The sequence below is a fragment of the Curtobacterium sp. PhB172 genome (genome assembly GCF_003752545.1).
GTDB lineage: Bacteria > Actinomycetota > Actinomycetes > Actinomycetales > Microbacteriaceae > Curtobacterium.
Map to the genome: position 1 here is coordinate 310,475 of NZ_RKIF01000010.1, position 25,712 is coordinate 336,186.

22 protein-coding genes are annotated in these 25,712 nt (G+C 71.5%); 15 read left to right on the forward strand and 7 right to left on the reverse strand.

Translation table 11 applies throughout. The features are described from left to right. Window positions 1–318 precede the first annotated feature (318 nt). The 3 genes from EDF42_RS15590 to EDF42_RS15600 all read left to right on the forward strand — a co-directional run bounded on the left by EDF42_RS15590 (window position 319) and on the right by EDF42_RS15600 (window position 3,048). Window positions 319–1,140 (forward strand): hypothetical protein, encoded by an 822-nt coding sequence (locus EDF42_RS15590; protein ID WP_228506082.1) that lies wholly within the window; start codon window positions 319–321, stop codon window positions 1,138–1,140. A gap of 61 nt (window positions 1,141–1,201) precedes the next feature. Continuing rightward, window positions 1,202–2,203 carry an ATP-binding cassette domain-containing protein gene (locus EDF42_RS15595; RefSeq protein WP_123340758.1) on the forward strand — a complete coding sequence of 334 codons (1,002 nt, stop codon included), beginning with the start codon at window positions 1,202–1,204 and terminating at the stop codon, window positions 2,201–2,203. After that, window positions 2,200–3,048, forward strand: a complete 849-nt coding sequence (locus EDF42_RS15600) for an ABC transporter permease (RefSeq protein ID WP_123673191.1) — start codon at window positions 2,200–2,202, stop codon at window positions 3,046–3,048. The genes EDF42_RS15595 and EDF42_RS15600 overlap by 4 nt, the downstream gene beginning before the upstream one ends. Window positions 3,049–3,118: 70 nt before the next feature. Here EDF42_RS15600 and EDF42_RS15605 read toward each other — a convergent pair whose 3' ends face one another. Further along, window positions 3,119–3,781: a response regulator transcription factor gene (locus EDF42_RS15605; RefSeq protein ID WP_123340759.1), complete on the reverse strand. Its 663-nt coding sequence runs from the start codon at window positions 3,779–3,781 to the stop codon at window positions 3,119–3,121. Beyond that, a complete protein-coding gene (locus EDF42_RS15610) occupies window positions 3,778–5,016 on the reverse strand; it encodes an ATP-binding protein (RefSeq protein ID WP_123673193.1) in 1,239 nt (412 codons plus the stop codon). Before EDF42_RS15610 ends, EDF42_RS15605 begins: the two co-directional genes overlap by 4 nt. 114 nt (window positions 5,017–5,130) lie before the next feature. Here EDF42_RS15610 and EDF42_RS15615 point away from each other — a divergent pair, with 114 nt between their 5' ends. The 4 genes from EDF42_RS15615 (at window position 5,131) to EDF42_RS15630 (ending at window position 9,924) form a co-directional block, all read left to right on the forward strand. After that, window positions 5,131–6,528 carry a PspC domain-containing protein gene (locus EDF42_RS15615; RefSeq protein ID WP_185040986.1) on the forward strand — a complete coding sequence of 466 codons (1,398 nt, stop codon included), beginning with the start codon at window positions 5,131–5,133 and terminating at the stop codon, window positions 6,526–6,528. Between the two features lie 11 nt (window positions 6,529–6,539). Continuing rightward, window positions 6,540–6,806, forward strand: a complete 267-nt coding sequence (locus EDF42_RS15620; RefSeq protein ID WP_148067807.1) for a hypothetical protein — start codon at window positions 6,540–6,542, stop codon at window positions 6,804–6,806. A gap of 251 nt (window positions 6,807–7,057) precedes the next feature. Then, the gene (locus EDF42_RS15625; RefSeq protein ID WP_260235533.1) at window positions 7,058–8,959 is read left to right on the forward strand and encodes an amino acid transporter; all 1,902 of its coding nucleotides are present in this window, start codon (window positions 7,058–7,060) and stop codon (window positions 8,957–8,959) included. Continuing rightward, window positions 8,956–9,924 (forward strand): DMT family transporter, encoded by a 969-nt coding sequence (locus tag EDF42_RS15630; protein ID WP_123673202.1) that lies wholly within the window; start codon window positions 8,956–8,958, stop codon window positions 9,922–9,924. Before EDF42_RS15625 ends, EDF42_RS15630 begins: the two co-directional genes overlap by 4 nt. A gap of 36 nt (window positions 9,925–9,960) precedes the next feature. On the opposite strand, the gene EDF42_RS15635 is transcribed toward EDF42_RS15630, so the two are convergent. Further along, window positions 9,961–11,700 carry a long-chain-fatty-acid--CoA ligase gene (locus tag EDF42_RS15635; RefSeq protein WP_395865700.1) on the reverse strand — a complete coding sequence of 580 codons (1,740 nt, stop codon included), beginning with the start codon at window positions 11,698–11,700 and terminating at the stop codon, window positions 9,961–9,963. Between the two features lie 62 nt (window positions 11,701–11,762). Here EDF42_RS15635 and EDF42_RS15640 point away from each other — a divergent pair, with 62 nt between their 5' ends. After that, window positions 11,763–12,686, forward strand: coding sequence for an oxygenase MpaB family protein (locus tag EDF42_RS15640; protein WP_123673206.1), 924 nt, complete (start codon window positions 11,763–11,765; stop codon window positions 12,684–12,686). A gap of 206 nt (window positions 12,687–12,892) precedes the next feature. Here the strand turns inward: EDF42_RS15640 and EDF42_RS15645 are convergent, their stop codons facing one another. The 4 genes from EDF42_RS15645 to EDF42_RS15665 form a co-directional block, all read right to left on the reverse strand. Then, window positions 12,893–13,900, reverse strand: coding sequence for an aldo/keto reductase (locus EDF42_RS15645; RefSeq protein WP_123673208.1), 1,008 nt, complete (start codon window positions 13,898–13,900; stop codon window positions 12,893–12,895). Continuing rightward, window positions 13,897–14,463, reverse strand: a complete 567-nt coding sequence (locus EDF42_RS15650) for a TIGR03086 family metal-binding protein (RefSeq protein ID WP_123294035.1) — start codon at window positions 14,461–14,463, stop codon at window positions 13,897–13,899. Before EDF42_RS15650 ends, EDF42_RS15645 begins: the two co-directional genes overlap by 4 nt. 640 nt (window positions 14,464–15,103) lie before the next feature. Then, window positions 15,104–15,664 (reverse strand): YceI family protein, encoded by a 561-nt coding sequence (locus EDF42_RS15660; protein WP_123340768.1) that lies wholly within the window; start codon window positions 15,662–15,664, stop codon window positions 15,104–15,106. 109 nt (window positions 15,665–15,773) lie between these two features. Further along, window positions 15,774–16,706, reverse strand: a complete 933-nt coding sequence (locus tag EDF42_RS15665; protein WP_123673212.1) for a hypothetical protein — start codon at window positions 16,704–16,706, stop codon at window positions 15,774–15,776. Window positions 16,707–17,250: 544 nt separating this feature from the next. On the opposite strand from EDF42_RS15665, the gene EDF42_RS15670 reads away from it, so the two are divergent. From EDF42_RS15670 to EDF42_RS15700, 7 genes are all read left to right on the forward strand, one after another. Next, the gene (locus tag EDF42_RS15670; RefSeq protein WP_123673214.1) at window positions 17,251–18,255 is read left to right on the forward strand and encodes an aldo/keto reductase family protein; all 1,005 of its coding nucleotides are present in this window, start codon (window positions 17,251–17,253) and stop codon (window positions 18,253–18,255) included. Window positions 18,256–18,537: 282 nt separating this feature from the next. Next, complete coding sequence (locus EDF42_RS15675) at window positions 18,538–19,008, forward strand: GtrA family protein (protein ID WP_260235532.1); 471 nt, start codon at window positions 18,538–18,540, stop codon at window positions 19,006–19,008. Continuing rightward, entirely contained in the window at window positions 19,005–20,537 is a 1,533-nt protein-coding gene (locus tag EDF42_RS15680) for a glycosyltransferase (RefSeq protein WP_185040989.1), read from the forward strand. The genes EDF42_RS15675 and EDF42_RS15680 overlap by 4 nt, the downstream gene beginning before the upstream one ends. Next, entirely contained in the window at window positions 20,534–22,522 is a 1,989-nt protein-coding gene (locus tag EDF42_RS15685; RefSeq protein ID WP_123673218.1) for a glycosyltransferase family 39 protein, read from the forward strand. The genes EDF42_RS15680 and EDF42_RS15685 overlap by 4 nt, the downstream gene beginning before the upstream one ends. 215 nt (window positions 22,523–22,737) lie before the next feature. Continuing rightward, window positions 22,738–23,559, forward strand: coding sequence for a DUF4397 domain-containing protein (locus EDF42_RS15690; RefSeq protein WP_123673221.1), 822 nt, complete (start codon window positions 22,738–22,740; stop codon window positions 23,557–23,559). A 161-nt stretch (window positions 23,560–23,720) separates the two neighbouring features. Further along, window positions 23,721–24,875, forward strand: a complete 1,155-nt coding sequence (locus EDF42_RS15695; RefSeq protein WP_123673223.1) for a glycosyl hydrolase family 8 — start codon at window positions 23,721–23,723, stop codon at window positions 24,873–24,875. After that, window positions 24,872–25,576, forward strand: a complete 705-nt coding sequence (locus EDF42_RS15700; RefSeq protein ID WP_123673225.1) for a class F sortase — start codon at window positions 24,872–24,874, stop codon at window positions 25,574–25,576. The genes EDF42_RS15695 and EDF42_RS15700 overlap by 4 nt, the downstream gene beginning before the upstream one ends. Window positions 25,577–25,712: the final 136 nt, after the last annotated feature.

The window sequence follows — 25,712 nt, forward strand, 5'->3', positions numbered from 1 at the left end:
GCACGGGTCGTGCAGGTGCGCACGGTGCGGACTGGAGGCGCGGGTCGGGTCGGGTACGGGCCTCCCGTCGGGTGGGTGGTGCGCACGGTGCGGGGTCCGCGTTCTGGTGCGGGGTTGGCCGCTGGGTGCGGTGCTGTAGGCGCGCACGGTGCTGCCAACCCGGCACGGGTCGTGCAGGTGCGCACGGTGCGCCCGCGGGCGCGGCGGCGCACGGCTGACTCTGAGCGGGCGCTCAGTCAGCGGCCGACCGCGCTCCATAGGGTGGCAGGCCACGGGCGGTCCGACCGGATCACCCGTGCACCCGAAGGAGCATCGACCATGGGATTCCTCGACCGCCTGCTCGGACGTCCGGACCGCGACCGCACCGGTGACGCGCAGCAGTACGACGCGCAGCAGAACCAGTGGGGGCAGCCGCAGCAACCGCAGCAGCAGGGCTACCGGTACGGCCAGCAGTCGTACCACCAGCCCGCGCCGACGGGGGTGCCGGCCGGGCAGCAGCAGGGCGGCCAGTACGGCGTGCCGCAGTGGGGCGGTGCACCCGCGCAGCAGCAGGGCGCGACGACCGACGACGAGCGCGCGGTGGAGCGGTACCGCTACCTGCTCCGCACGGCGCCGCCCGAGCGCATCGAAGAGGTGCACGCCGAGGCGTTCGCGAAGCTGACCGACGAGCAGCGCCGCATGGTCTACGACGAGTTCACCCGCACGGCGCCTCCCGGTGAGGCCCCTCGCGGCGACGACCCCCGCTCGCTCGCGCAGTCGGCGACGCGGTCCGAGATCCGCCAACCGGGCTTCATGGAGCGCTCGCTCGGTGGCGTCGGTGGCGGTGGCCGCTTCGGCGGGCAGCGCGGCGGACCGTCGTTCGGCAGCATGATCGGTGCCTCGATCCTCGGCACCGTGGCCGGTTACGTCATCGGTTCGGCGATCATGAGCGCCTTCCTGCCGGACCCCGGATCGTTCGATGGCGGTACTGACGCTGCGGGTGACGGTGGTTCGGAGGACACTGGAGCCGACTCCGGTGACGGCGGTGCGTCCGACGGTGGCGCGTCCGACGGCGGCGGGTTCGAGAGTGCGGGCTGGGGCGACAGCGGATCCGACTTCGGCGGTGGCTCCAGTGACTTCGGTGGTGACTTCGGCATCTGAGTGACCGGTCACGAGTTCCCACCGACCCACTGATATTCTCCGTGGTCGACAAGGGAGCGACATGGCCATCATCGAAGCCTCCGGGCTGACCAAGACCTACCGGTCGAAGTCCGGGCCGGTGCACGCACTGGCCGGACTCGACCTGTCCGTGCCGCAGGGCACCGTGAAGGCGTTGCTCGGGCCGAACGGCGCGGGCAAGACCACGACCGTGAAGGTGCTCACCACCCTCATCACCCCGGACTCCGGGACGGCCACGATCGACGGCATCGACGTGATCGCCGATCCGCAGGCCACCCGGCGGTCCATCGGGGTGTCCGGGCAGTACGCCGCGGTCGACGAGAACCTGACCGGCTTCGAGAACCTCGAGATGATCGGGCGGCTCTACCACCTGGGCCGGAAGACGTCGCGGGAGCGTGCCCGTGAGCTCATCGACGTGTTCGACCTGGCCGAGGCCGGGGATCGCCCGGTGAAGGGCTTCTCCGGTGGCATGCGGCGACGGATCGACCTCGCCGGGGCCCTCGTGATGAACCCGCGCGTGCTGTTCCTCGACGAACCGACCACGGGCCTCGACCCCCGCAGCCGGCTGGCGCTCTGGGGCATCATCGAAGACCTGGTGGCCCAGGGCGCCACGGTCCTGCTCACCACGCAGTACCTCGAAGAAGCCGACCGGCTCGCCGACGACATCGCGGTCATCGACGACGGCCGGGTCATCGCCGAGGGCACCGCCGACCACCTCAAGGCGCAGGTCGGCGGCCACCGGGTCGTCGTGACCCTGGTGGACGAGACCGACGGTGACGCCGTGACGACCGTCCTGCGGCGCTACGGCGTCGGCGACGTCGAGGCCTCTGGCGACGGCCGCACCCACGCCATCGCGGTCGAGGCCGGCCCCACCGCGCTGCAACGGGTGCTCGCCGACCTCGGTGACGCCGGCATCGAGCTGCACGACGCGGGCATGCGCCGACCGACGCTCGACGACGTGTTCCTGCGGCTCACCGGCCACGCCGCGACGGAGGACGAGGCCGACGAAGCCGCCGCCACCAAGCAGAAGGAGACGGCCCGATGACCGCCACCACCATCGCGCCGGTTCGGCAACTGCCCGTCGTCGTCACCTCGCCGGTCGCCATCTGGTTCGAGGACGGCTGGACCGTCACCAAGCGGAACCTCATCAAGATCAAGCGGTCGCCGGACATGCTCGTCTTCGCGGTGCTGCAGCCGATCATGTTCGTCCTGCTCTTCAGTCAGGTCTACGGCGGGGCGATCGCGGTCGAGGGCACCGACTACACGCAGTTCCTGATGGCGGGCATCTTCGCGCAGACCGTCGTCTTCGGGGCGACCTTCTCGGGGTCGGCGATGGCGCAGGACCTGAAGGAAGGCCTGATCGACCGGTTCCGCACGCTGCCGATGTCGGCGTCCGCGGTGCTCGTCGGCCGGACCAACTCCGACCTCGTGCTCAACTCGATCTCGATGGCGATCATGATGCTCACCGGGCTGGCCGTCGGGTGGCGGGTGAACTCGTCGCCGCTCGAGTTCCTGGCAGGCATCGCCCTGCTGCTGCTGTTCAGCTACGCGTTCAGCTGGGTGATGGCGCTGCTCGGCATGAGCGTCAAGACGCCAGAGGTCATCAACAACGCCTCGTTCATGATCCTGTTCCCGCTGACGTTCATCTCGAACGCCTTCGTGCCGAGCGACACGCTGCCCCTGGTGCTGCGGGTGTTCGCGGAGTGGAACCCGGTGTCGTCGCTCGTGCAGGCGGCCCGTGAGCTGTTCGGCAACGTCGGGTCGGCGCCGGTGCCGGACATCTGGACGATGCAGCACCCGATCGTGACGGTGCTGATCGGGATCGCCGTGATGCTCGTCGTGTTCGTGCCGTGGGCGGTCAACAAGTACACCCGCATCAGCGCGAAGTGAGACCGTCGGGGCGGTGAACAAGACTGCACCATCCACAGCCCGCATCAGCGCGAAGTGACCGCGTGGGCGCTCAGAGCAGCTTGCGCTGCAGCGCCCACGCCGTCAGCTCGTGCCGGTTCGACAGCTGCAGCTTCCGCAGCACGCTCGACACGTGGGTCTCGACGGTCTTCACCGAGATGAAGAGCTCCGCCGCCACCTCCTTGTAGGCGTACCCGCGCGCGATGAGGCGCATCACCTCCTGCTCGCGTGCCGACAACCGGTCGAGTTCCGCGTCGTGCTGCGCGGTCTCGCCGCTCACCGCGCCGAAGGCGTCGAGCACGAAGCCGGCCAGGCGGGGCGAGAACACCGCGTCGCCCTCCGCCACCCGTCGGACGGCCTCGGCCACCTCGGCGCTCGACGAACTCTTCGTGATGTACCCGCGGGCCCCGGCCCGGATCACCCGCACGACGTCGTCGGCCGCGTCGGACACGCTCAGCGCGAGGAACAGCGTGCCCGGGTGCTCGGCAGCGGATCGCGTGATCACCTCGGCGCCGCCACCGCCGGCTCCGCCGGGCAGGTGGACGTCGAGCAGGACGACACGGGGTGCGGTGGTCGCCACGAGCGTCACGGCTTCGTCGACGGTGGCGGCTTCACCCACGACCTGGAGGCCCGGTGGCAGTCCGGCACGCACGCCGGCTCGGAAGATGGAGTGGTCGTCGACGACGGCAACGGTGAGCAGGTCGGGCTCGGTCATGCGTCCTCCTCGTGGTGGGGGCCGGTGGGCGCGAGCGGGAGCCGGAGCCGGACCTCGGTCCCGGTGCGACCGGGCCCCGGGGCGATGGTCGCCCGCCCGCCGAGCCGGTGCAGCCGCCCGGTGATCGACTCGCGCACGCCGTACCGTCCCTCGGGCACGGCGTCGGGGTCGAAGCCCGGCCCACGGTCGCGGATGCTGACCTCGACGACGTCCTGCGCGGTCTCGGCGTACACGCTGATCGTGCCGCCGGCGTGCCGGGCGGCGTTGAGCATCGCCTCGCGGGCAGCGGCGACGACACCGTCGGGCAGGTCGGTGCGCGACGGGCCGACCGCGATGACGTCGATGCGGACCGGGTACTCGGCCTCGATGTCGGCGGCGGCGTCGCGCAGCTCGGCACCGAGGTCACGGGCCGGCTCGGTCTGCTCGGCGAACAACCACGACCGCAGTTCGCGTTCCTGCGCCCGAGCGAGCCGTGCGGCGTCGGATCCGGGCTCGGCCTTCTGCTGGATGAGCGCGAGCGTCTGCAGCACCGAGTCGTGCAGGTGCGCGGCGAGTTCGGCGCGCTCGAGGTCGCGGACCCGTGCCGCGCGCTCGTCGGCGAGGTCCCGGACGAGCCGCACGACCCAGGGGGCGACGACCACGGCGACGCCGAGCAGCACGGCGACCGCTGCGCTGAGCACCGTCCACACGTTCGGCCGGTCGCTCGTGGTGAAGAACAACAGGATGCCGAGCACGACGAGCACCAGCGCACCGAGGGCCCGGACGACCAGGGTCGACGACGCCGCGGCCCGGACGGTGCGGAGGGCGTCGAACTGCCGCCAGGCCAGGGCAGCACCGGTGACGACCACGACGCCGGGCACGACGACCTCGAGCGGGACCTGGGCACCGAGCCGTACGGCGACGATCGCGCCCCCAGCGGCGAGCAGTGCGAGTCCGAGCAGGATCTCCACGACGGGTGCTCGACGGCTCACGGTCACGGTCGCGTCGGCGTCGCCGTCGCCGTTCGCACGGGGCGCCGTGAGGACGGCCTTGAGCGGTGACGTCGCGGCCGCCGTCGCGCTCGGGGTGGTGGCCCACAGCCACGCGTAGAGCAGGACCCCGGCCCCGCCGCACACGGCCAGGACCGCCGTCGCCGCCCGGACGGCCCCGAGTGGCAGACCGGTGTGCGTCGCGAACCCGCTGCAGACACCGCCGAGGACCCTGGGGGTCGGGCGGGTCATCCGAGCGGTGGCCATGGGCCAATCCTGGCACTCGGGCGCCCGCACCAGCAGGGATCGGGGCAGGGATCAGGGACCGGTCAGGGGGAACCCCGATGGTGTCCGCCACCGCGGGCCGGGATGCTGGGGACCATGACCGATCACCAGCACGACACGGCTCCCGGCCCGGCTGCCGGCACCGCCGACTCGACGGCCCGGTTCTTCGACTGGATCCGCGGACTCGACGTCGCCCGCACCGAGGACCGCTGGCTCGCCGGCGTCTGCGGTGCCGTGGCCCGACGCACCGGACTCGACCCGCTCGTCGTCCGCGGCGTCGCGATCGTCGTCGCCCTGCTCGGCGGTCCGGTCTTCCTGGCGTACGCCGTCGGGTGGGCGCTGCTGCCGGACACCACGGGACGGATCCACGTCGAGCGGATGATCCGCGGCGTGCTCGATCCGGCGCTCATCGGGATCGGCGTCTTCGTGGTGCTGACCTTCGTGCCCGCGGTCCAGGGGATCTGGTGGCAGGGCGTGCCCTCGGCGTGGGGGATGCCCGGCTGGCTCGAGGCGACCCTGCGCACGGCGTGGAGCATCGCGCTCGTCGGCGGGATCGTCTGGCTGGCCGTGGTGGTCGCGCGTCGTCGTGCCGACGGGCCGACGCCCGACGCTGACGCCGCCGCGGCAGCGGGGACACGGCGCGACTTCTGGACGAGCCCCGACGACCCGCGCCCGGCCGGTGGAGCCACGTGGACGGCGGACGCAGGGGAGACGTCGGACGCGGGCCGGGCCTCCTGGCAGTGGAACGCCCCCGGCACCCCGCAGGACCGACAGCGGCGACACGACGAGCGGATGCGCGCCGAACGGGAGCGGGCGGCCGAGTGGCGCGCGACCCGCGCCGAGCGACGGTCGAGCGCGGCGTACGTCGCCGTGTCGCTCGGGCTGGCGCTCGTCGCCGGGGCCGGCGTCGCGGTCTGGGCGCAGGCGGAGGCCTGGCCGGTGGCGGTGCTCGGCATCGCCGCGGCGGTCGCCGTGTTGGCGATCGCGACCATCGTCGCCGGGATCCGGGGACGCGACGACGGTGCCCTCGGCCTGTTCTCGACGATCGGGGTCGTCGCGCTGGTCGTCACCGGGGTGCTCCCCGCCGGTACGCAGGTCTCGCTGATCGGTGGGACCACCTGGCGGGTCGACAGTGTCGCCGCCGGGTCGGAACGGAACTACGCGATGCTCGTCGGTGGACCGACCCTCGACCTGCGCGGGCTCGACGAGACCGACGCCGGTGGTGACGTGAACCTGTGGCTCGGCGCCGGCGGGGCCGAGGTGCTGCTGCCGACCGACGTGCCGGTCCGGGTCGAGGTGAGCGGCGTCGGGTACGGCGTCGACACCGACGGCGACTCCGGCGCCGTCGGCAGCGGCGGGCTGTTCGGCACGACCACCGTCGAGAACCGAGCGGCGCGGTCCGCCGGTACCGATGCGGCCGGGACGACGACCGTGCACCTGTGGATCCTCGGGGGCGCCGCCGACGTGCCCCGTGCGCTGACCGTCAACGAGTGAAGGACGAGACGATGACGAACGACGACGAGACGACCCAGACGTTCCCACCTGCGGCGCCGGTACCGGCACCGGAACCCGCGCGGGCGCGCCGTGGTGCACGCTTCGGCACGATCTTCTGGGGTGTGGTGCTGCTCGTGTTCGCGGTCGCGATGGCCGTGAGTGCGATCCCGGTGTTCTCGGTCGACCCGACCACCCTGTTGCTGGCGGCCTGCCTGGCTGCCGGAGCCCTGCTGGTGGTGGCGGGGCTGGTGGCGGTGTTCACCCGGCCCCCGCGGTAGCCGGACGGGGTTGTCCGGCGGGAGCCGGACGGGGTTGTCCGGCGGGAGCCGGACGGGGTTGTCCGGCGGGAGCCGTACCGGGTTGTCCGGCGGTGGCCGGACGGGGTTGTCCACAGGGGCCGTCCGGGTGCGCGCGTGCGTCACCCGGACGGCTTAGCATCGTCCACGTGACCGCGACAGACGCCGAGCGGGCCGCCCAGCGCGACGCCACGGAGCCACCCCTCGACCGCAGCACCCGAGTGCGTCGCTGGATGCTGCAGGGCGCCCACCAAGGGGCATCCCACCAGGGTCCGCACCAGGTCGAGGTCGAGAAGACCCACCCGTGGTGGCGGGTCATGTGCCTGACCGGCGTCGACTACTTCTCGACCCTCGGGTACCAGCCGGCGATCGCGGCGCTCGCCGCGGGCCTTCTGTCGCCGATCGCCACGATCGTGCTCGTGCTCGTCACGCTGTTCGGCGCGCTGCCGGTGTACCGCCGGGTCGCGAGTGACAGCTTCCGCGGTGCCGGGTCGATCATGATGCTCGAGAAGCTCCTGCCGTGGTGGGCCGGCAAGCTCCTGGTGCTCGTCCTGCTCGGGTTCGCGGTCACCGACTTCATGATCACGATGACGCTGTCGGCGGCGGACGCCACGGCGCACATCGCCGAGAACCCGTACACGCCGCACTGGTTCACCGAGATCCCCGTCCCGCTCACCCTCGCGCTGCTGCTGTTGCTCGGCGTGGTGTTCCTCCGCGGCTTCAAGGAGGCGATCGGCATCGCGGTCGGCCTCGTCGCGGTGTTCCTCGCGCTGAACGCCGTCGTCGTGGTGGTCGCGCTCTGGCACGTCTTCGAGCACCCGATGGTCGCCAGCGACTGGTGGTCGGGGCTCACCGCGCAGCACAGCAACCCCCTCGTCATGATCGGCATCGCGCTCGTCGTGTTCCCGAAGCTCGCGCTCGGCCTGTCCGGGTTCGAGACCGGCGTCGCGGTGATGCCGCAGGTGCGCGGCGACGCATCGGACGACACGAGTGCTCGGCCCGAGGGACGGATCCGAGGCACCAAGCGGCTCCTGACCGTCGCGGCCGTGATCATGAGCTCGTTCCTGATCACCTCGTCGATCGCGACGACGTTCCTCATCCCGCAGCACGAGTTCCAGCCGGGCGGCGGTGCGAACGGGCGGGCACTGGCCTTCCTGGCGCACCAGTACCTCGGTGGGGTGTTCGGATCGATCTACGACTTCTCGACCGTCGCGATCCTGTGGTTCGCCGGCGCGAGCGCGATGGCCGGCCTGCTCAACCTGGTGCCGCGGTTCCTGCCCCGCTACGGCATGGCTCCGCAGTGGGCGCGGGCGACCCGGCCGCTCGTCATCATCTTCACGCTCATCGCCTTCCTGATCACGATCGTGTTCCGGGCGAACGTCGACGCCCAGGGCGGGGCCTACGCCACCGGCGTGCTCGTCCTGATCACGAGCGCCGCGGTCGCGGTCACCCTGTCGGCCCGTCGCCGGCAGCAGAAGAAGCGCACCATCGCGTTCGGCGTCATCTCGGTCGTGTTCGTCTACACGACGGTCGCGAACGTCATCGAGCGGCCCGACGGCGTCCGGATCGCGGCGATCTTCATCATCGCCATCGTCGTGGTGTCGCTCGTCTCACGGGTGCGCCGGTCGTTCGAGCTCCGCGCGTCGTCGATCGAGCTGGACGCAACGGCCCGGCAGTTCGTCGAGGCCGACGCCGACCAGTTCAGCGCGGTCTGCATCATCGCGAACGAGCCGGGTGCCGGCACCGCCGAGGCGTACCGGGCGAAGGGGCGCGAGGAACGGCGCGACTCCGGCATCCCCGCGCGCGTCCCGACGATGTTCCTCGAGGTGCTGCCCGCCGACTCGTCCGACTTCGAAGAGGACCTGCTGGTCGAGGGGCACGTCGTGCACGGACACCGTGTGCTCCGGGTCCGGTCCGGCAACGTGCCGAACACCATCGCCTCGACCCTGCTCGCGATCCGGGACACCGCCGGGGTCGTCCCGAGCATCTACTTCGAGTGGAACGAGGGCAGCCCGATCCGGAACGCCCTGCGGTTCGTGTTCACCGGTGCCGGTGACGTCGCGCCCGTCACGCGCGAGGTCCTGCGCGAAGCCGAACCGGACGTCCACCGCCGGCCGTCCATCCACGTCTCGTGACGGGTCCCACCGGCGGGCGCCGGGTCCCGACGCCCGCCGGTGGGCTCGCGGCGGTGGTCGTCGCCGCCGCGGTCTGGGGGACCACCGGCACCGCGACGCACTTCGCCCCGGGCGTCCCCGCCTTCGTCTTCGGCGCCGTCACGTTCGGGATCGGTGGACTCGTGCTCGCCGCCGTCGCCGGACGCGGCACCCTCCGCGCCGTCGCCGAGCGTCGCACGCGGGGGTGGGCGCTGCTCGGCGCGGGGGCGCTCGTCGTCTACGCGGTCGCCTTCTACGCAGCCCTCGCCGACGCGGGCGTCGCCCTCGGCACCACCATCGCCATCGGGTCGTCACCCGTGTTCGCGGGGCTCGTCGAGTGGGTGTCGGACAGGAGGCCCGTCACCGGCAGGTGGATCATCGCCACCCTGGTGAGCGTGGCCGGCATGGTCGTCGTGACCTTGGCGCGGTCGGAACACGACGACGGTGGTGGTGCGCTCGCGCTCGGGATCGCCAGTGCCCTGCTCGCCGGACTCACCTACGCGCTGTACTCGTGGGCGGTGGCGCGAGGGCTGCACGCGGCGGCCGGGGCGGTGTCGGTGCCGGGCGGCCCCGGGGTCGAAGCCGTCGCGGCGGGGCTGCCGAACGGCCGGGGGCTCGTCGGCGCCGTGTTCGGCATCGCTGCCGTGCCGCTCGTCGTGCTCGTGGTCGTCGCCGGCGCACCGTCCCTCGGCGAGGGCGGCAACTGGCCGGTGTTCCTGTACCTCGCGCTGGTGCCGACGGTCCTCGGGCACTCGCTGTACGCCGTGGGGTTGCGGTCCGTCGGTGCCTCGGTCGCGACCCTGGTGTCGTTGCTCGAGCCCGTGGTCGCGGCGGTGCTCGCCGTGCTCGTCGTCGGGGAGCACCTCGGCGCGACGGGATGGCTCGGCATCGTGCTCGTGGTGGCCGGGCTCGCCGTGCTCGCGGTGCCGGGGCGACGTCTGCGCTGACGCGCGTCGGGCACCGACGACGTCAGTCGTCAGTCGTCAGTCGTCGGCGAGGATCTGGTCGCGCACCTTCCGCCGCAGCACCTTGCCGATCATCGAGCGCGGCAGGTCCTCGACCACGACGACCCGACGCGGCACCTTGTACGCCGCCAGCTGGTCACGCGCCCACGCCCGCAGCGCCGCGGCGTCGAACGAGGACGGGTCCTTCGGCACGACGGCGGCGACGACCTGCTCGTTGCCGCCCTGCGTGATGCCGACGACCGCGACCTCCTCGACGCTCGGGTGCTTGAGCAGGGCGTCCTCGACCTCGGACGGCGACACGTTGAAGCCGCCCGTGATGATGAGCTCCTTCAGGCGGTCGACGATCCGGACGTAGCCGTCGGTGCCGATGGCCACGATGTCGCCGGTGCGGAACCAGCCGTCGGGGGTGAAGACCTCGTCCGTGGCCTCGGCCTTGCCCCAGTAGCCGCGGAACACCTGCGGCCCGCGGACCTGCAGCTCACCGGGCTCGTCGACGCCGAGCACCTTCGTGCTGTCGTCGGGGTCGACCACGCGGGCCTCGGTGGAGGACAACGGCAGCCCGATGGAGCCGAGGCGACGCTCCGGGGACACCGGGTTCGCCATCAGTACGGGGGAGCACTCGGACAGCCCGTAGCCCTCGACCAGGTACCCGCCGGTCCGGGCTTCCCACGGTTCGACGATGTCCTGCGACAGCGGCATGGCGCCCGAGATGCCGATCTCGATGCCCTCGAGTGAGACCTTCGCCGAGTCGGCGGCGTGCTGCAGCCGGGCGTAGATCGGCGGGACGGCGGGCAGGAACGTCGGCGGGTGCTTCTTGATCGCGGTGAGCACGAGCGCCGGGTCGAACGTCGGGAACAGCACGAGCCGCGAGGCCATGCTCATCGCGAAGGTCAGGCACAGCGTGAGGCCGTAGGCGTGGAACATCGGCAGCACCGCGTACACGACGTTGTCGCCCCGGCGGATCTGCGGCACCCAGGCGCGGGCCTGTGCGGCGTTGGCCAGCAGGTTCCGGTGCGTGAGGACCGCGCCCTTCGGCGTACCGGTGGTGCCCGAGGTGTACTGGATCAGGGCGATGTCGTCCGTCGACGGCCGCGGGTGGCGCTTCGACAGCTTGCGGGTGTGGACCAGGTCGTCCCACTTCGTCGTGCCGCGCACCGCGGTGGTGAGCTTCGCGCGGGACTCGCGGGCCTTCGCCACCGGCAGGGCCAGGGCGAGCCGGGTGCTGCGGGGCATCGCTCGGGTCAGGTCGACCGACACGATCGCGTCGAGCTTCACGTCGGCGGGGAAGTCCTGCAGCGTCGCGACGGACTTGTCCCAGGCGATCGCGACCTTGGCGCCGTGGTCCTCGAACTGGTGGCGGAGCTCGCGCGGCGTGTACAGCGGGTTGTGCTCGACCACGATCGCGCCGAGGCGCAGGACGGCGTAGAACGCCACGATGTGCTGCGGGCAGTTCGGCAGCACGATCGCCACCCGGTCGCCGGCACCGACGCCGAGCTTGCGGAGGCCGTTCGCCGCGCGGAGGATCTGCTCCTGCAGGTCGGCGTAGCTGGTGGTCCGCTTGAAGAACTCGAGCGCGACCCTGCCCGGGAACCGTCGCGCCGATTCCTCGACCAGGTCGATCAGGGAACCGTGCTGTTCCTCGATGTCGTGCGGGACCCCCGGGGCGTACGAGGCAAGCCAGGGACGAGGCGTGTCGATGCTCACGCGTCCCAACCTAGCGGGCCACCCCGGCGCCCGCTGGGAAGCATCGGCCGGCATCGGGCGCCACCGGGGTGCACGAAGCCGAGCGCGCTCCCAGGGGGCGGACGGACGATGACGCCATGCCCTCCGTCTCCGATGCCTTCCGCTCTCGCCTCAACGACACGTTCACCGGTGGGGCGACGAGCAAGCCGGAGTGGATCGACGAACTCGAGGACGGCACCGACGCCGGCTTCTTCGGCCCCGGTTCCGCGACGTGGGCGGTGCACGGCGGCAAGCAGACGATCGTCGCCGGGGTCCGCGCACTCCTCGTGCAGGCCCTGCACCCGGGAGCCCTCGCCGGCGTCGCGGACCACTCCCGCTACCGCGAGGACCCGTTCGGCCGACTCGCCGGCACCATCCGGTGGATCTACACGGTCTCGCACGGCGACACCGCGACCGCCCGTGGTGCGAGCGAGTGGGTGCTGCGCCTGCACGAGCGAGTTCGCGGCCAGTACGTCGACGGCCACGGCATCGCACGCGACTACGCGGCGAACGACCCCGACCTGGCGCGCTGGGTGCACCTCGCCTTCACCGACGCGTTCCTCCGCGCTGCGCAGCGCTGGGGCGGCCCGATCCCCGGTGGTGCCGACGCCTACGTCCGCGAGTGGGCCACCGCCGGCCGGCTCATGCGCGTCGAGGACGCCCCGGAGTCCGAGGCCGAGCTCCGCGCCCAGATGGACGGGTACCTCGACCGCGGCGAACTGGCCGTCACGGCCCGCACCCGCGACGTCGTCAAGTTCATCAAGAACCCGCCGCTCGCGCTGATGCTGCGGCCCGGCTACCAGGCGCTGTTCCAGGGGGCCGTCTCGACCCTCGACCCCCGCCACCGCTCGATGCTCGGCCTGCGGGCCCCCGCGATCGGCCCCGTCGAACTGCCCGTCGGCCGGGCGACCGGACTCGTGCTCGACGGGATCGGTGGGGTGCTCGGCAACCAGACGGGCACCGAGCGCGCTGCGCTCGTGCGCATCGCGCGCCTCGAACGCGAACGCGGCGCCGTCGCCTGAAACGACGGTGCGTGTGCGGTGGAAGACGCCGTCGTCACGTCGAGACGCCGCCGGATCCGGCGGCGTCTCGATGCCGGAGCGGCGTCACGCGGACACGACGGCGTGTGCTGACCCGACGGCGTGTCACGTGCAGGAGACGCGTCCGAACGGCGGCCGGGAGGCGCGGTGCCAGCTGGCACCGCGCCTCCCGTCCGCTCGTGGGAGCGTCAGAAACCGGACGGCACCCGGGGCGTGTACGCGGACTCGAGTCGCGTCACCTCGTCGTCGGTCAGCGTGATCGCGGCGGCCGCGACCGCGTCGTCGATGTGGTGCTCCTTCGTCGCACCGACGATCGGCGCGCTCACCGCGGGCTTGCTCGCGACCCACGCGAGGGCGATCTGCGCCATGCTCACGCCGCGGTCGCTCGCGATCGACTCGACGGCGCCCACGATCGCGCGGTTCGCGTCCTCGTCCTGGCGGTAGAGCGTCTTGCCGAACTCGTCGGTGCTCGCGCGCGAACCGGAGCCGTCGGCGTCCCACGGCCGGGTGACCTTGCCGCGGGCGAGGGGGCTCCACGGGATCACACCGACGCCGGTCGCGTGCGCGAAGGGGTGCATCTCGCGTTCTTCCTCGCGTTCGAGCAGGTTGTACTGGTCCTGCATGCTGACGAAGCGGGTCCAACCGTGCAGGTCGGCGACGTGCTGCATCTGCGCGAACTGCCACGTCCACATGCTGCTCGCGCCGAGGTAGCGGGCCTTGCCGGCCTTGACGACGTCGTGCAGGGCCTCCATCGTCTCCTCGATCGGGGTCACCGGGTCGAAGCGGTGGATCTGGTACAGGTCGACGTAGTCGGTGCCGAGCCGGGTCAGCGAGGCGTCGATCTCGTGCATGATCGCGGCTCGGGAGAGCCCTGCGCCGTTCCGACCGGGCCGCATCCGGTTGAAGACCTTGGTGAGGACCTGGACGTCCTCGCGCGGAGCGAGTTCCTTGAGGAGCGTGCCGGTGATCTCCTCGCTGGAGCCGTCGGAGTACACGTTCGCCGTGTCGAAAGTGGTGATGCCGGCGTCGAACGCGCGACGGACGAACGGGCGGGCCTCGTCGATGCCGACGCTCCACGCGTGCGAGCCACGGTCGGGGGCGCCGTAGGACATCATGCCGAGGATCACGGTGCTGATCTCGAGGCCGGAGGCGCCGAGGCGGGTGGTGGTGACTGCCGCCTTGTCCTGGGCGCTCATGCGCTCACCTTGGCATCGCGGCCGGTGACGGCGAGCAGGCGGACCTGCAGCGGAGCGTCCTGGTCGACGTCGACCGGGGCGGCGTACAAGCCGGTGGCCGCGAGGTCCTCGATCTGCGGCTCGAAGTACTCCCACACCGCCTGCACGAGCTCGTCCGGCAGGGACTCGTCCGTGCCGGTCGCCCGCGCCAGGTCCCACGTGTGGATGGTGATGTCGCTCGTCTGCTCGGTCAGGTACTGGCCAGCCGGCACGACGTCGGTGCTGAGGTGCACGGGAGTGTCCTGCGGGGCGTTCCGCCAGGCATCGGTCGCTGCGGTCGCGAAGCGCTGCCACTCGGACACGAGGTCGTCGCCGATGGACTCGAGGTCGGCCTCGGCCTGGGCGTAGTCGCACCCGGTGAGGAGCTTCGGGATCCAGCGCTGCTCGTCCACCACGTGGGTGACGAGGTCGCGGGTGGTCCACTCGGAGTCGGGGGTGGCGGCGTCCCAGTCCGTCACGGCGGCGACGCGGCGGCCGAACTCGGCTGCCGCGAGGGCCTGCATCGCGATCCAGTCGGTGGCCATGGTGGTGCTCCTGTTCGTCGGGCTGGCGTGCGGTGCGTGGTGCGTGTGGTGCGTGTCGAGCGGGTGGTGCGGGTGGTGCGGGTGGTGCGGGCGGTGCGTGTCGTGCGTGTGGTGCGTGTCGTTCGTGTCGTGCGTGTGTCGTTGTAACTCGGGGGCCGGTGTGCGGATTCCCGTGCCTGCGGGCATGCCCCTGTCCGCTGCCCAACGCTACGCCGAGGAGCCCGGCCGAGCGGGCGAAATGCCGCAGTCGTGCGCGCGCCCACCGGACGTTTCCGCCCGTTCACGCCCGCGCGGGGTTCGGCGCGCACTGCACGCGCTGACACCGGAGGGGCGTGCCAGCGCGTGGTCCCTGGGCGAGCGGGCGGAATGCCGGGGTCGAGTTCGAGATGAGGCCGGTATTTCGCCCGTTCGTTCGTTCGCTCGCCCGCTCGCCCGTTCGTTCGTTCGTTCGCCCGGTTGCTCGGTTGCGCTCGCGATGGAGCACCCGCTCGGGTCGCAGCGGCGGGCAGTGGGCACGCGCGCACCCCCGAAGCCCGGCGGGGACGACGAACGCCCCGGCTCCGTGGGGAGCCGGGGCGTTTGTCTCGGGTTCGGGTGGTGCTGTTCGGTGCCCTCAGTCAGGCAGCGAGACCGAAGGGACTCAGGCCGCCTGGAGGACGAACTGGACGTCGAGGTTGATCGTCACGTCGTTGCCGAGGGTGAAGCCACCGGCCTCGAGTGCTGCGTTCCAGTTCACGCCGAACTCGGTGCGGTCGATCTTCGTGGACGCCTCGGCGCCGAACTTGACCTGGCCGTAGCCGTCGGTCGTGAAGCCACCGAGCTCGGCCTTGAGGACGACGGGCTTGGTGACGCCGCGCAGGGTCAGGTCGCCAGCGATGTGCAGGTCATCGCCCTTGGCCTCGATGCTCGTCGAGCGGAAGGTGAGCTGCGGGTGCTCCTCGGTGAGGAAGAAGTCACTCGTCTTCAGGTGCTGGTCGCGCTGCTCCTGGCCGGTGTTGATCGACGCGACGTCGATGTTCGCCTCGACGGTCGACTCGAGGGGGTTCTCGGCGGTGACGACGGTGGCGTCGAACGTCTCGAACTTGCCCTTGACCTTGCTGATGGCGAGGTGGCGGACCGAGAAGGTGACCTCGGAGTGGGTGGGGTCGATCTTCCAGGTGCCGGTCTGGTAGCCGGGGATGGTCGTGGCGGTGAGCGTCATGGTGGTCCTTCTTCCGAACGAGAGTCTGTGGTGCGACGCAATCCATGCGCCTGCATCAACCTGATACTACGCCAGTGTGCACCCTTTTGGTTGAAGCGTCAACCATTGTTCACCGAAGCGTCGCGAAGCGGTGGTCGTGCGGTGCGCTGAGCCCGGCCTGCAGAAGGCGTCGTACACGCTGTACGAATCGATCGACACCTCGGCCGACGTCGTCGGCGGTGGCCCGGACCAACCACCAGTCCACGTCCTTCAAGTGCTCACCGCGAGTAAGGTCCTTCCGGAAAGTGGCCGGGTCGGTGCGGTGGAGATCGCTCTCGTACTCGATCGCCACCCGTGCTGCGGGGTAGGCGAGGTCCACGCAGGCGATCCACCTGCCGTCCACGATCACGTCGTGGTTCAGGGCGGGTTCCGGGAGTCCACGGCGGACGAGGGCCAGCCGTGCCCTGGTCTCACCCGGAGAACGAGAACCCGGCCTGATCTCCGCGAGAGCGTGGCGCAGCTTCACGACGCCCCGGAGCCCGCGCCGCCGGCCGACTGCCCGGATGAGCTGGTCGTGCGTCGCCCATCCGAGCCACCCGACGAGGGCGTCACCCGCGATGATCAGTTCGTCGAGCGTCAACATCGTGCTCAGCGCGACGAACGTGTCCGCCGGGGTCGTCAGGCGCACACCTCGGCTGGTGGTCGCACTCACCCTGCCGCGGTGGGCGCGGTGTCCGACGGCGCCGCGGACACGGAGCGCCTGATCGACCCCGATCGTCGTGACGTGGAGCCGCGGCGTGCCCTCGAACCGGCGGGGGAGTGGGATGCCGAGGATCGCGGCGGCCGTGACGTGGCTGAACGCCTGGTCGGGGCGCAGTCGAGGAGCGAGTGACCGGGCGCGTTCGTCGACGGTTCGTGGCGGGACCGCCGATCGGATGCCGTGGAATGGGCGAACGAGGTCACATGCCTCGAGGCGGCCGCGGGACACCCCTCGATGCAGTGCGTCACGGACGCGGAACGAGGCTTCCCGCAGCGTCAACGGGAGTCGGCGTCTGGCGGTCATCTCCACATCGTGGAGCCGAGCGGGCGCGACGGTGGTGCGTCGTGCCTCCTGTGTGGACGGCCTGCGATCCCGGCGCCCCTGTGGAGGAGTCGCGCCGCGGCCGAGCGGGCGAAACACCGGGGTCCGGCTGCGTGGCGACCGCGGCATTTCGCCCGCCGGCGCGGACCGCAGCGCTGCCCGCCGTCTTTCAATGCAGCGGTCGGGACCGCGAGGGCGGCGTCAGCTCGTCTGGTTCGGCGAGCCTGCCGCGGTCGCGACCTCGGCGACGACGCGAGCGGGCGTATTGCCCGGGTGCCGCCGTCGGGCACGCCGGCATTTCGCCCGCTCGCGGGACCCCCCCGCTCGCGGGACCCCACGCTCGCGGCGGCGGCGGCGGCGGCGGCGGCCGACCGCACCGCACGCCCACCCGCACCTCCCGCACCCCCACCCCCACCCCCCCCGCACCCCCCCACCCCCCACCCACCCGCCTCCACCCGCCCCGCGGCGGGCGGCAGGCACTCGCGGGGCCCCTCACGTGTCGGCGGGCTCCAGTAGCGTCGGGACCATGGAATTCAGGTACCTGGGCAACTCCGGACTCAAGATCTCCGAGATCACCTACGGCAACTGGCTGACGCACGGCTCGCAGGTCGAGAACGACGTCGCCTCCCAGTGCGTGCGGGCAGCGCTCGACGCCGGCATCACCACGTTCGACACCGCGGACACGTACGCCAACACCGCCGCCGAGACCGTCCTCGGCGAAGCGCTCAAGGGCGAGCGGCGGGCGGGGCTCGAGGTCTTCACGAAGGTGTACTGGCCCACCGGGCCCAAGCAGCACAACGACGTCGGACTCTCCCGCAAGCACATCACGGAGTCGATCAACGGCTCGCTGACCCGCCTGCAGACCGACTACGTCGACCTCTACCAGGCGCACCGCTACGACCACGAGACCCCCCTCGAAGAGACCATGCAGGCCTTCGCGGACATCGTCCGCCAGGGCAAGGCGCTCTACATCGGCGTCAGCGAGTGGAACGCCGAGCAGATCCGCGCCGGCGCAGCGCTCGCGAAGGAGCTCGGCTTCCAGCTCATCTCGAACCAGCCGCAGTACTCGATGCTGTGGCGGGTCATCGAGGGCGAGGTCGTCCCCGCCTCGAAGCAGCTCGGCCTGTCGCAGATCGTCTGGTCGCCCATCGCGCAGGGCGTGCTGACCGGCAAGTACAAGCCGGGTCAGCCGCTGCCCGAGGGCTCACGTGCCACGGATGAGAAGGGCGGCGCCGACATGATCAAGCGGTTCATGCGCGACGAGGTCCTCGAGGCCGTGCAGCGCCTGCAGCCCGTCGCCGACCAGGCCGGCCTCACGCTCGCGCAGCTCGCGATCGCGTGGACGCTGCAGAACGACAACGTCGCCAGCGCGATCGTCGGTGCCTCGCGTCCGGAGCAGGTCACGGACAACGTCAAGGCCGCGGGCGTCACGCTCGATGCCGACGCGCTCGCCGCCATCGACGAGGCGCTGGGTGACCTCCCGGAGCGCGACGCGGCCAAGACCGTGTCCCCGGCGCAGCGTCCCGCCTGAGACGCGACCCACCATCGGACGGGAGGCCCGTGGCGATGCCGCCACGGGCCTCCCGTCCGCTTTTCGGCCGGCCGCACAGCCCTGTTGGCCTGCACAGACCGGTCCGGTCTGCACAGACCGGCCGTCCGTACCCCGGATGAACGGCACGTGTCGTGGAACTGGCAGACGCCTGGGTAAGCCCGTACCCCACCCAAACCACGAGCCACTTACCCCCGAATCGGGGGCATGACCCGAACTGATACCCCCGTTCTGGTGTCGCCCGACACCGGTACGGTGCCGACCGTGCGACCCGGCTCGGTCTCGCGCCTGCTCGCCACCGCGAGGCAACTCGCGTCGTTCGGCACGATCGGTGCCGTCTGCTTCGTCATCGATCTGGGCATCTACAACCTGCTGCGCGCCACCGTCATGCCCGACGGTCCCATCGCCGCGAAGATCGTGTCGGCCGTCGTGGCGACCGCCGTGGCGTGGATCGGCAACCGCTTCATCACGTTCCGCGCCGAGCGCCAGACCGGCCGCCGCGAGACCGTGCGCGAGGGGCTGCTCTTCGCTGCCACGAACCTGATCGGGCTCGGCATCGCCGCGGCCTGCCTGTTCGTCTCGCACTACGTCCTCGGGTTCACCTCGACCCTCGCCGACAACGTCGCCGGCAACGGCGTCGGCCTCGTGCTCGGAACCGCCTTCCGGTTCGCCGCGTACAAGGCCCTCGTCTTCCGTTCCACCGATGCTCGTCGCACGAAGGGGCTCGCCGCATGACCATCTCCGCCACGCTGCTGACGGCCGCAGGGCCGCTGCTCCAGCCGAACGAGGGGACCGCTCCGTCGAGCGTCCCGAACCGAGGGACCACCGACGTCCCGACCGGAGGCTCCGGTGCCGTCCAGCAGGCCGCGTGGTCGCTGGGTGAGTGGATCGGCTACTCCGCCCTCATCGCGATCTCCGTGCTGCTCACGATCGTCGCGCTGACGACGCTCTGGTGGATGCTGCACGCCTGGCGCTCGCGGGACGCGCTGAAGTCGACGAGCTTCAGCCAGACCCCGCGCCCGGCCGCGCACCGCTTCACCCTGCTGGTGCCCGGACGACACGAGCAGGAGGTCATGGGACAGACGCTCGACATGCTCGCGAAGCAGGATCACCCCGACTTCGAGATCATCGCGATCGTCGGCGAGGACGACCCGGAGACGGACGCCGTCGTCCGCGCCGCCGCAGCCCGCCACCCCGAGCTGATCCGGGTGGTCGTCGACGACACCCTGCCGAAGAACAAGCCGAAGGCGATGAACCTGGCGCTGCAGTACGCGACCGGTGACGTCGTCGGCGTGTTCGACGCCGAGGACGAGGTCTACCCGCACCTGCTCACCCTGGTGGACTCGCGGTTCCAGGAGACCGGCGCCGACGTCGTGCAGGGCGGCGTGCAGCTGATGAACTTCAAGTCCAGCTGGTGGTCGCTGCGGAACGTCCTGGAGTACTACTTCTGGTTCCGCTCGCGCCTGCACTTCCACGCCGGCTCGAAGTTCATCCCGCTCGGCGGCAACACCGTCTTCGTGACGAAGGAGCGCCTCGACTGGTCGAACGGCTGGGACGCGCACTGCCTCGCCGAGGACTGCGAGCTCGGTGTCCGTCTGTCCGCCGACGGCGCGAAGGTCGTCGTCGCGTACAGCCCCGAGGCCGTCACCCGCGAGGAGACCCCGCCGACCTTCGCCTCGCTGCTCAAGCAGCGGACGCGCTGGAACCAGGGCTTCCTGCAGGTGCTCGGCAAGGGGGAGTGGAAGAAGCTGCCGTCGTTCCGTCAGCGCTTCTTCGCCCGGTACATGCTGACCATGCCGTTCATCCAGGCGGCCACCGGACTGCTCATCCCGCTCAGCGTCCTGATGATCTTGTTCGTCAAGGTGCCGACGGCGATCGCCCTGGTGTCGTTCATCCCGGTGGCACCGACGCTCATGCTGCTGGCCGTCGAGGTCGTCGGCCTCAACGAGTTCGGTCGCATCTACAAGGAGAAGGTCCGGTTCCGCGACTACGTGAAGCTCGTGCTCGGTCTCGTGCCGTACCAGATCTTCCTCGCCGCAGCAGCCGTCCGAGCCGTCGTCCGCCACGCCAAGGGGCAGAACGGCTGGGAGAAGACGGAGCACACGGGCCAGCACCGGAACGCCGAGCAGCCCGCCGAGGTCGTCGGCTTCGCGTCGGAGTTGACCGGGTCCGCGGGCGCGGCGTCTTCTTCGTCTTCGTCTTCGTCTTCGTCTTCGTCTTCCGAGCGTGAGCTCGCCGGCACGACCACAGGAGGGACCCGATGACCGCCAGCATCACCAACACCACCGGCATCCCGATCCGCGGTGCCGTCGCGGGGAACCACACCGGCATCGGCGCCTGGTTCCGCCGGCACGCCGCGAGCCTGACGTGGCTGCTGCCCGTCGTCGCCGTCACCGTCATCGTGCAGGCGTGGAACATGTCCGGCACCCCGCAGCGGATCGACGACGAGGGCACGTACACGGCGCAGGCCTGGGCGATCATGCACCTCGGCGAGATCACGCACTACACGTACTGGTACGACCACCCGCCACTCGGCTGGATCCAGATCGCCGGCTACACCGGTCTGACCGGGGCGTTCGCGCGCTACCCGTTCGCCGTCGAGGCCGGCCGCGAGGCGATGGTCTTCTTCTCCGCCGTCTCGAGCATCCTGCTGTTCGTCCTGGCCCGCCGCCTCGGTGCCGGTCGGATCACCGCTGCCGCAGCCGGACTCGTCTTCGCGCTGTCGCCGCTCGCCTTGCAGTACCACCGCACGGTCTACATCGACAACGTCGCGACGCCGTGGCTGCTCGCCGCGTTCGTCCTCGTCCTGAGCCGTCGCCAGCAGCTCGCCGGGTTCGCCGGCGCCGCCGCGTGCCTCGGCATCGCGGTGCTCTCCAAGGAGACGTACCTGCTCGCCCTGCCGTTCCTCATCTGGATGGCGATCCGTCGCGCCGACAAGAGCACCCGCCGCTACACGCTGAGCGTCGCCGGTGCCGTGCTCGTGGTGATCGGCGGCGGGTACCTGCTGCTCGCCGCGGTCAAGGGCGAGCTGTTGCCGAGCACTGGTCGGGTCAGCCTGTTCGAGGGCATCACCTACCAGCTCGGCTCGCGCTCGGCATCGGGTTCGCTGTTCGACCCGGGCAGCCTGGCCAACGCCGCCGCGTCGCAGTGGTGGGCGCTCGACCCGGTGTTCATCGTGCTCGGCTCGGCCGCTGCGGTCGTCGGGCTCTTCCTGCGCCGGGTCCGTCCGATCGCCGCGATGCTCGTCTTCCTGCTCGCGATGATGTTCCGCCCGAACGGGTACCTGCCGGTGCCGTACGTCATCATGCTCATCCCGTTCGCCGCCCTGCTGGTCGCCTACACGGCCGAGCGTGCCGTCCTGGCGATCGCCGGGCGGGTCCGCACCCGAACCCGCCTCGGCGCTGGGACCCGTCGTGGCCTCGGCATCACCTGGGCCGTCACCACCGCGGTCGCACTCGTCGTGGCGGTGCCGCTCTGGGGAACACAGCTGCGCGGCTTCGTGCTGGGCAACCTCGACCTGCCGATGCAGCAGGCCGAGCAGTGGGTCGGGGACAACGTCTCGAAGTCCTCCCGACTGCTGGTGGACGACGCCATGTGGGTCGACCTCGTCGAGGACGGCTTCGCCCGGAACAACGTGGTCTGGTACTACAAGCTCGACACCGACGGAGCCGTGGAGCGCCAGTCGCCCAACGGGTGGAAGGACTCGGACTACGTCATCACGACGGACTCCATGCGGACCGGCGGCAACTCGTCGTCCGACATCCGCCAGGCGATCGAGAACTCGACGGCCGTCGCGACCTTCGGGTCCGGTGACCAGCAGGTCGAGGTCCGACGCATCCACGCCGAGGGGTCGACGGCCGCACAGACCGCGATCACCCGGGCCAGCGACCTGCGGAAGACCATGGGCACCGAGCTGGCGTCGAACCCGGCGCTCCGGGCCGACGACGGCACGAAGTCGCAGTTCCGTGCGGGTCAGGTCGACTCGCGAGCGATGATCGCGCTCGGCCAGGTTCTCGCCGACCAGGACGTCCGCGTCGACCGCTTCACCCCGCTCACGGGCGAGACCGGCCAGCCGTTCCGCACCGCCGTCCTGCACACGAGCGACGCTGCCTCGGCGGAGCGCGTGGCCGCCACCCTCGAGGCGATGCCCGATTCGTTCCGGCCGGCGTCGGTCGAGCGTGAGGGCGAACGCCTCACCGTCACCTACACCCCGGCGGACCCGACCACGACCGCGACGAGCGCCTCGTGACCCGCCGCCCCGCCGAGCGGCGAGCCGCCCGGATCGCCGAGCGGGCGAAATGCCCGGGTGCTCCGGACGCCGACCCCGGTATTTCGCCCGCTCGCGGGGCGGCTCGCGGGGCGGCCCGCGAGAACACCCCCGGGAACGCCCGCAGCACCCCCGGGAACGCCCGCAGCACCACCGCACACAACTCGACCAGCACCACGACCCGAAGGAGCACGACCATGACCGCACACACCCAGCGACGCCGCACCGTCGTCGTCGGCGCACTCGCAGCGACCCTCGTCGCCGCGACCGTCGGACTCGCAGCACCCCAGACCGCCTCCGCCGCGACCGCCGACGAGGGCTGGCTCCGCGTCGGCCACCTCTCGCCCGACACCAAGGGCGTCGACGTCGAACTGTCCAGCCTGTCCGGTGGCAAGACGATCTTCGAGCTCGACGACGTCACGTACGGCCAGGTCAGCAAGTACCAGGAGCTCCCGGTCGGCACCTACGTGCTGTCGATGCGGGCCTCGGACGCCCCGGACTCCACGCCGGTGATCTCCACCGACGTCAAGGTCGACAAGGACGACGCGAGCACGGTCGTCGCGTACGGCAAGAACACCGACCTCAAGACGACGGCGTTCACCGACGACCTGCAGCAGCCCGGCGACGGCAAGGCGAAGCTCCGGCTCGTCCAGGCCGCCACCACGGCGAAGCAGGTCGACGTGAGCACCTCCGAGGGCACCGCCATCGCCGAGGGAGCGAAGTTCGGCACCGCCACCAAGTACGCCACCGTCGACTCCGGCAAGTGGACGCTCGACGTCTCCGGCAGCGGCCAGCAGGGCACCGCCAGCGTCGACCTCGCGGGCAACACGGTCTCCACCCTGTTCGTCCTCGACGACAGCAAGGGCGACCTGACGGTCGTGCCGGTCACGGACGCCGCAGCCACCGCCGCGACGCCGACCGGCGGCGTGCAGACGGGTGGCGGCGGCGCAGCCGCCGACCGCCCGATGACGGAGGCCGTCCACACGGCCATCGCAGCGCTCCGCTCGCTGTACCGCTGACGCCCTGGCCGGGAGGCACGGATCACGTGCGCCGTCACGCTCACGTGATCCGGCCCTCCCCACCGGCACGGCCGGTCCGCCGCTGGCGCGTCGGCCCGGAACCGGCGTCGTAGGCCGACCCGCCAGATCCATCGTCACCATCCACGGAAAGGCAGGCCAGCATGACCCGCAGGACCTGGATACCCGTCACCGCCGCAGCGGCGGTGGTCGTCGCCGTCGGCGTCGCGCTCATCGCGGTTCGCCCGTGGGGGCAGGACACCGAGGCCTCGAGCGGCTCGGTCGCCACCCCGACCTCGACCAGCGCGCCCGACGCGGCACGCTCCCCGAAGGAGCTCCGCACGGAGTTCCTCGACCGGTACGTGCAGGACGGCCGTGTCGTCCGCACCGACCAGGGCGACGACACCGTCAGCGAGGGACAGGCCTACGGGCTGCTCATCGCCTTCGCGAACGGTGACCGCGACCGGTTCGACGACATCTGGAAGTGGACGAAGACGCACATGCTGACCGACGACGACCTGCTCGCCTGGCGTTGGACGCCCGACGACGGTGTCGCCGACGAGCAGCCGGCCAGTGACGCCGACCTCGACGCCGCGCGGGCCCTGGTCCTCGCCGGTGATGCCTGGGGCGAGGACCGCTACACCGCAGCTGGCAAGCGCATCGCCTCGGCGATCCTGGAACACGAGACCGCGACCACGGAGCTCGGCACGATCCTGCTGCCCGGGCCGTGGGCGGACTCCGAGCCGTACCGGTACAACGCCTCGTACGCGTCGCCGGCAGCCTTCGCGGTGCTGGCGAAGGCCACGGGCGACGACCGCTGGACCGCGCTGAACCGTGGGTCCCGCGCGGCGACCGCGGCGGTGCTCGACGAGTCGCAGCTGCCGAGCGACTGGTCGCAGGTGCACGCCGACGGCACCGTCGACCCGATGCCCGCCACCGGGGGAGACCAGCGCGTGCTGTACGGCTACGACGCGATGCGGACGCCCGTCCGCTACGCCGAGGCCTGCTCCGCCGACGACCGCGCCCTCGCCGGATCGCTCGCGCCGACCCTGCGTCGGACGACGCAGCTCGCGGCCCAGCTCGACCTGGGCGGCACCGCCGTGACCGGGGACACGAACGCCCTGGCGTACACCGCCCGGGCCGCCGCCGAGTACGCGGCCGGTTCCTCCGGTGCGGCCGCCGACGACCTGGAGCGGGCCGACCGGACGGCTGCCACCACGCCGACGTACTACGGGGACGCCTGGGCCGCACTCGGTTCGACCATGCTCATGTCGGACGTGCTCGGCGGCTGCGCGACGACGGCCGGAGGCGCATCGTGACCGGCCGACGGTCCGCCGGGCGCGGTTCGGTGTTCGGACGTCGAGGCGTGGTGATCGGGGCCGTGCTCGCCGCGGTCGTCGTGGGCGGCGGCGTCACCGGTGTGGCGCTCGCGTCGACCGTCGGCAGCGACGGGTCGGACGGGCGGGCCGGTTCGGCGGCGTCGAGTTCGGCGTCGGCATCTGCTTCTGCTTCTGCTTCTGCAGGGTCGGGCATCGAGGGGTTCCAGGACCCGGCGGCACCCGCTGCCCGATCCGAGGCAACCCCCGTCAGTGTCTCGATCCCCGCGATCGGCGTGCAGTCGAACCTCGAGGACCTGCACCGCGGCACGGCCGGCGAACTCGACCCGCCTGTCGACTGGGACAGCGCCGGGTGGTTCAGCGACGGCATCGTCCCCGGTGACGTCGGCCCGGCCGTCATCGCCGGCCACGTCGACAGCCCGACGAGCGCCGCCGTGTTCTTCCGGCTCGACGAACTGGTCGCCGGCGACGAGATCCACGTCGCGATGTCCGACGGCAGCACCCGCACGTTCACCGTCGACCGCTCGGAACGCGCCGCCAAGTCGGCGTTCCCGACGAGCGACGTCTACGGCACCACCCCGACCCCCCAACTCCGACTGATCACCTGCGACGGCGTGTTCGACACCGCCACCGGGCACTACACGGACAATCTGATCGTGTTCGCAGACCTCTCGTCGGACTGACCCACCACCGACCGATACATTCGATGTGGAGCACGAGGAGCACCATGAGCGAGACCCTGGTCATCATCCCGACCTACGACGAGGCGGAGAACGTCCGTCCCATCGTCGAGCGCACGCTCGCCGCGACCGACGAGAA

Bases quoted from the DNA above. Each gene is read 5' to 3' on its own strand.
- EDF42_RS15645 (WP_123673208.1), bottom strand. From the start codon at position 13,900: ATGAGCGCCCAGGACAAGGCGGCAGTCACCACCACCCGCCTCGGCGCC.
- EDF42_RS15665 (WP_123673212.1), bottom strand. From the start codon at position 16,706: ATGACCGCCAGACGCCGACTCCCGTTGACGCTGCGGGAAGCCTCGTTC.
- EDF42_RS15615 (WP_185040986.1), top strand. From the start codon at position 5,131: ATGACCGATCACCAGCACGACACGGCTCCCGGCCCGGCTGCCGGCACC.
- EDF42_RS15625 (WP_260235533.1), top strand. From the start codon at position 7,058: ATGCTGCAGGGCGCCCACCAAGGGGCATCCCACCAGGGTCCGCACCAG.
- EDF42_RS15620 (WP_148067807.1), top strand. From the start codon at position 6,540: ATGACGAACGACGACGAGACGACCCAGACGTTCCCACCTGCGGCGCCG.
- EDF42_RS15680 (WP_185040989.1), top strand. From the start codon at position 19,005: ATGACCATCTCCGCCACGCTGCTGACGGCCGCAGGGCCGCTGCTCCAG.
- EDF42_RS15610 (WP_123673193.1), bottom strand. From the start codon at position 5,016: ATGGCCACCGCTCGGATGACCCGCCCGACCCCCAGGGTCCTCGGCGGT.
- EDF42_RS15670 (WP_123673214.1), top strand. From the start codon at position 17,251: ATGGAATTCAGGTACCTGGGCAACTCCGGACTCAAGATCTCCGAGATC.
- EDF42_RS15695 (WP_123673223.1), top strand. From the start codon at position 23,721: ATGACCCGCAGGACCTGGATACCCGTCACCGCCGCAGCGGCGGTGGTC.
- EDF42_RS15690 (WP_123673221.1), top strand. From the start codon at position 22,738: ATGACCGCACACACCCAGCGACGCCGCACCGTCGTCGTCGGCGCACTC.
- EDF42_RS15660 (WP_123340768.1), bottom strand. From the start codon at position 15,664: ATGACGCTCACCGCCACGACCATCCCCGGCTACCAGACCGGCACCTGG.
- EDF42_RS15595 (WP_123340758.1), top strand. From the start codon at position 1,202: ATGGCCATCATCGAAGCCTCCGGGCTGACCAAGACCTACCGGTCGAAG.
- EDF42_RS15590 (WP_228506082.1), top strand. From the start codon at position 319: ATGGGATTCCTCGACCGCCTGCTCGGACGTCCGGACCGCGACCGCACC.
- EDF42_RS15605 (WP_123340759.1), bottom strand. From the start codon at position 3,781: ATGACCGAGCCCGACCTGCTCACCGTTGCCGTCGTCGACGACCACTCC.
- EDF42_RS15635 (WP_395865700.1), bottom strand. From the start codon at position 11,700: ATGCCGGCCGATGCTTCCCAGCGGGCGCCGGGGTGGCCCGCTAGGTTG.
- EDF42_RS15640 (WP_123673206.1), top strand. From the start codon at position 11,763: ATGCCCTCCGTCTCCGATGCCTTCCGCTCTCGCCTCAACGACACGTTC.
- EDF42_RS15685 (WP_123673218.1), top strand. From the start codon at position 20,534: ATGACCGCCAGCATCACCAACACCACCGGCATCCCGATCCGCGGTGCC.
- EDF42_RS15600 (WP_123673191.1), top strand. From the start codon at position 2,200: ATGACCGCCACCACCATCGCGCCGGTTCGGCAACTGCCCGTCGTCGTC.
- EDF42_RS15650 (WP_123294035.1), bottom strand. From the start codon at position 14,463: ATGGCCACCGACTGGATCGCGATGCAGGCCCTCGCGGCAGCCGAGTTC.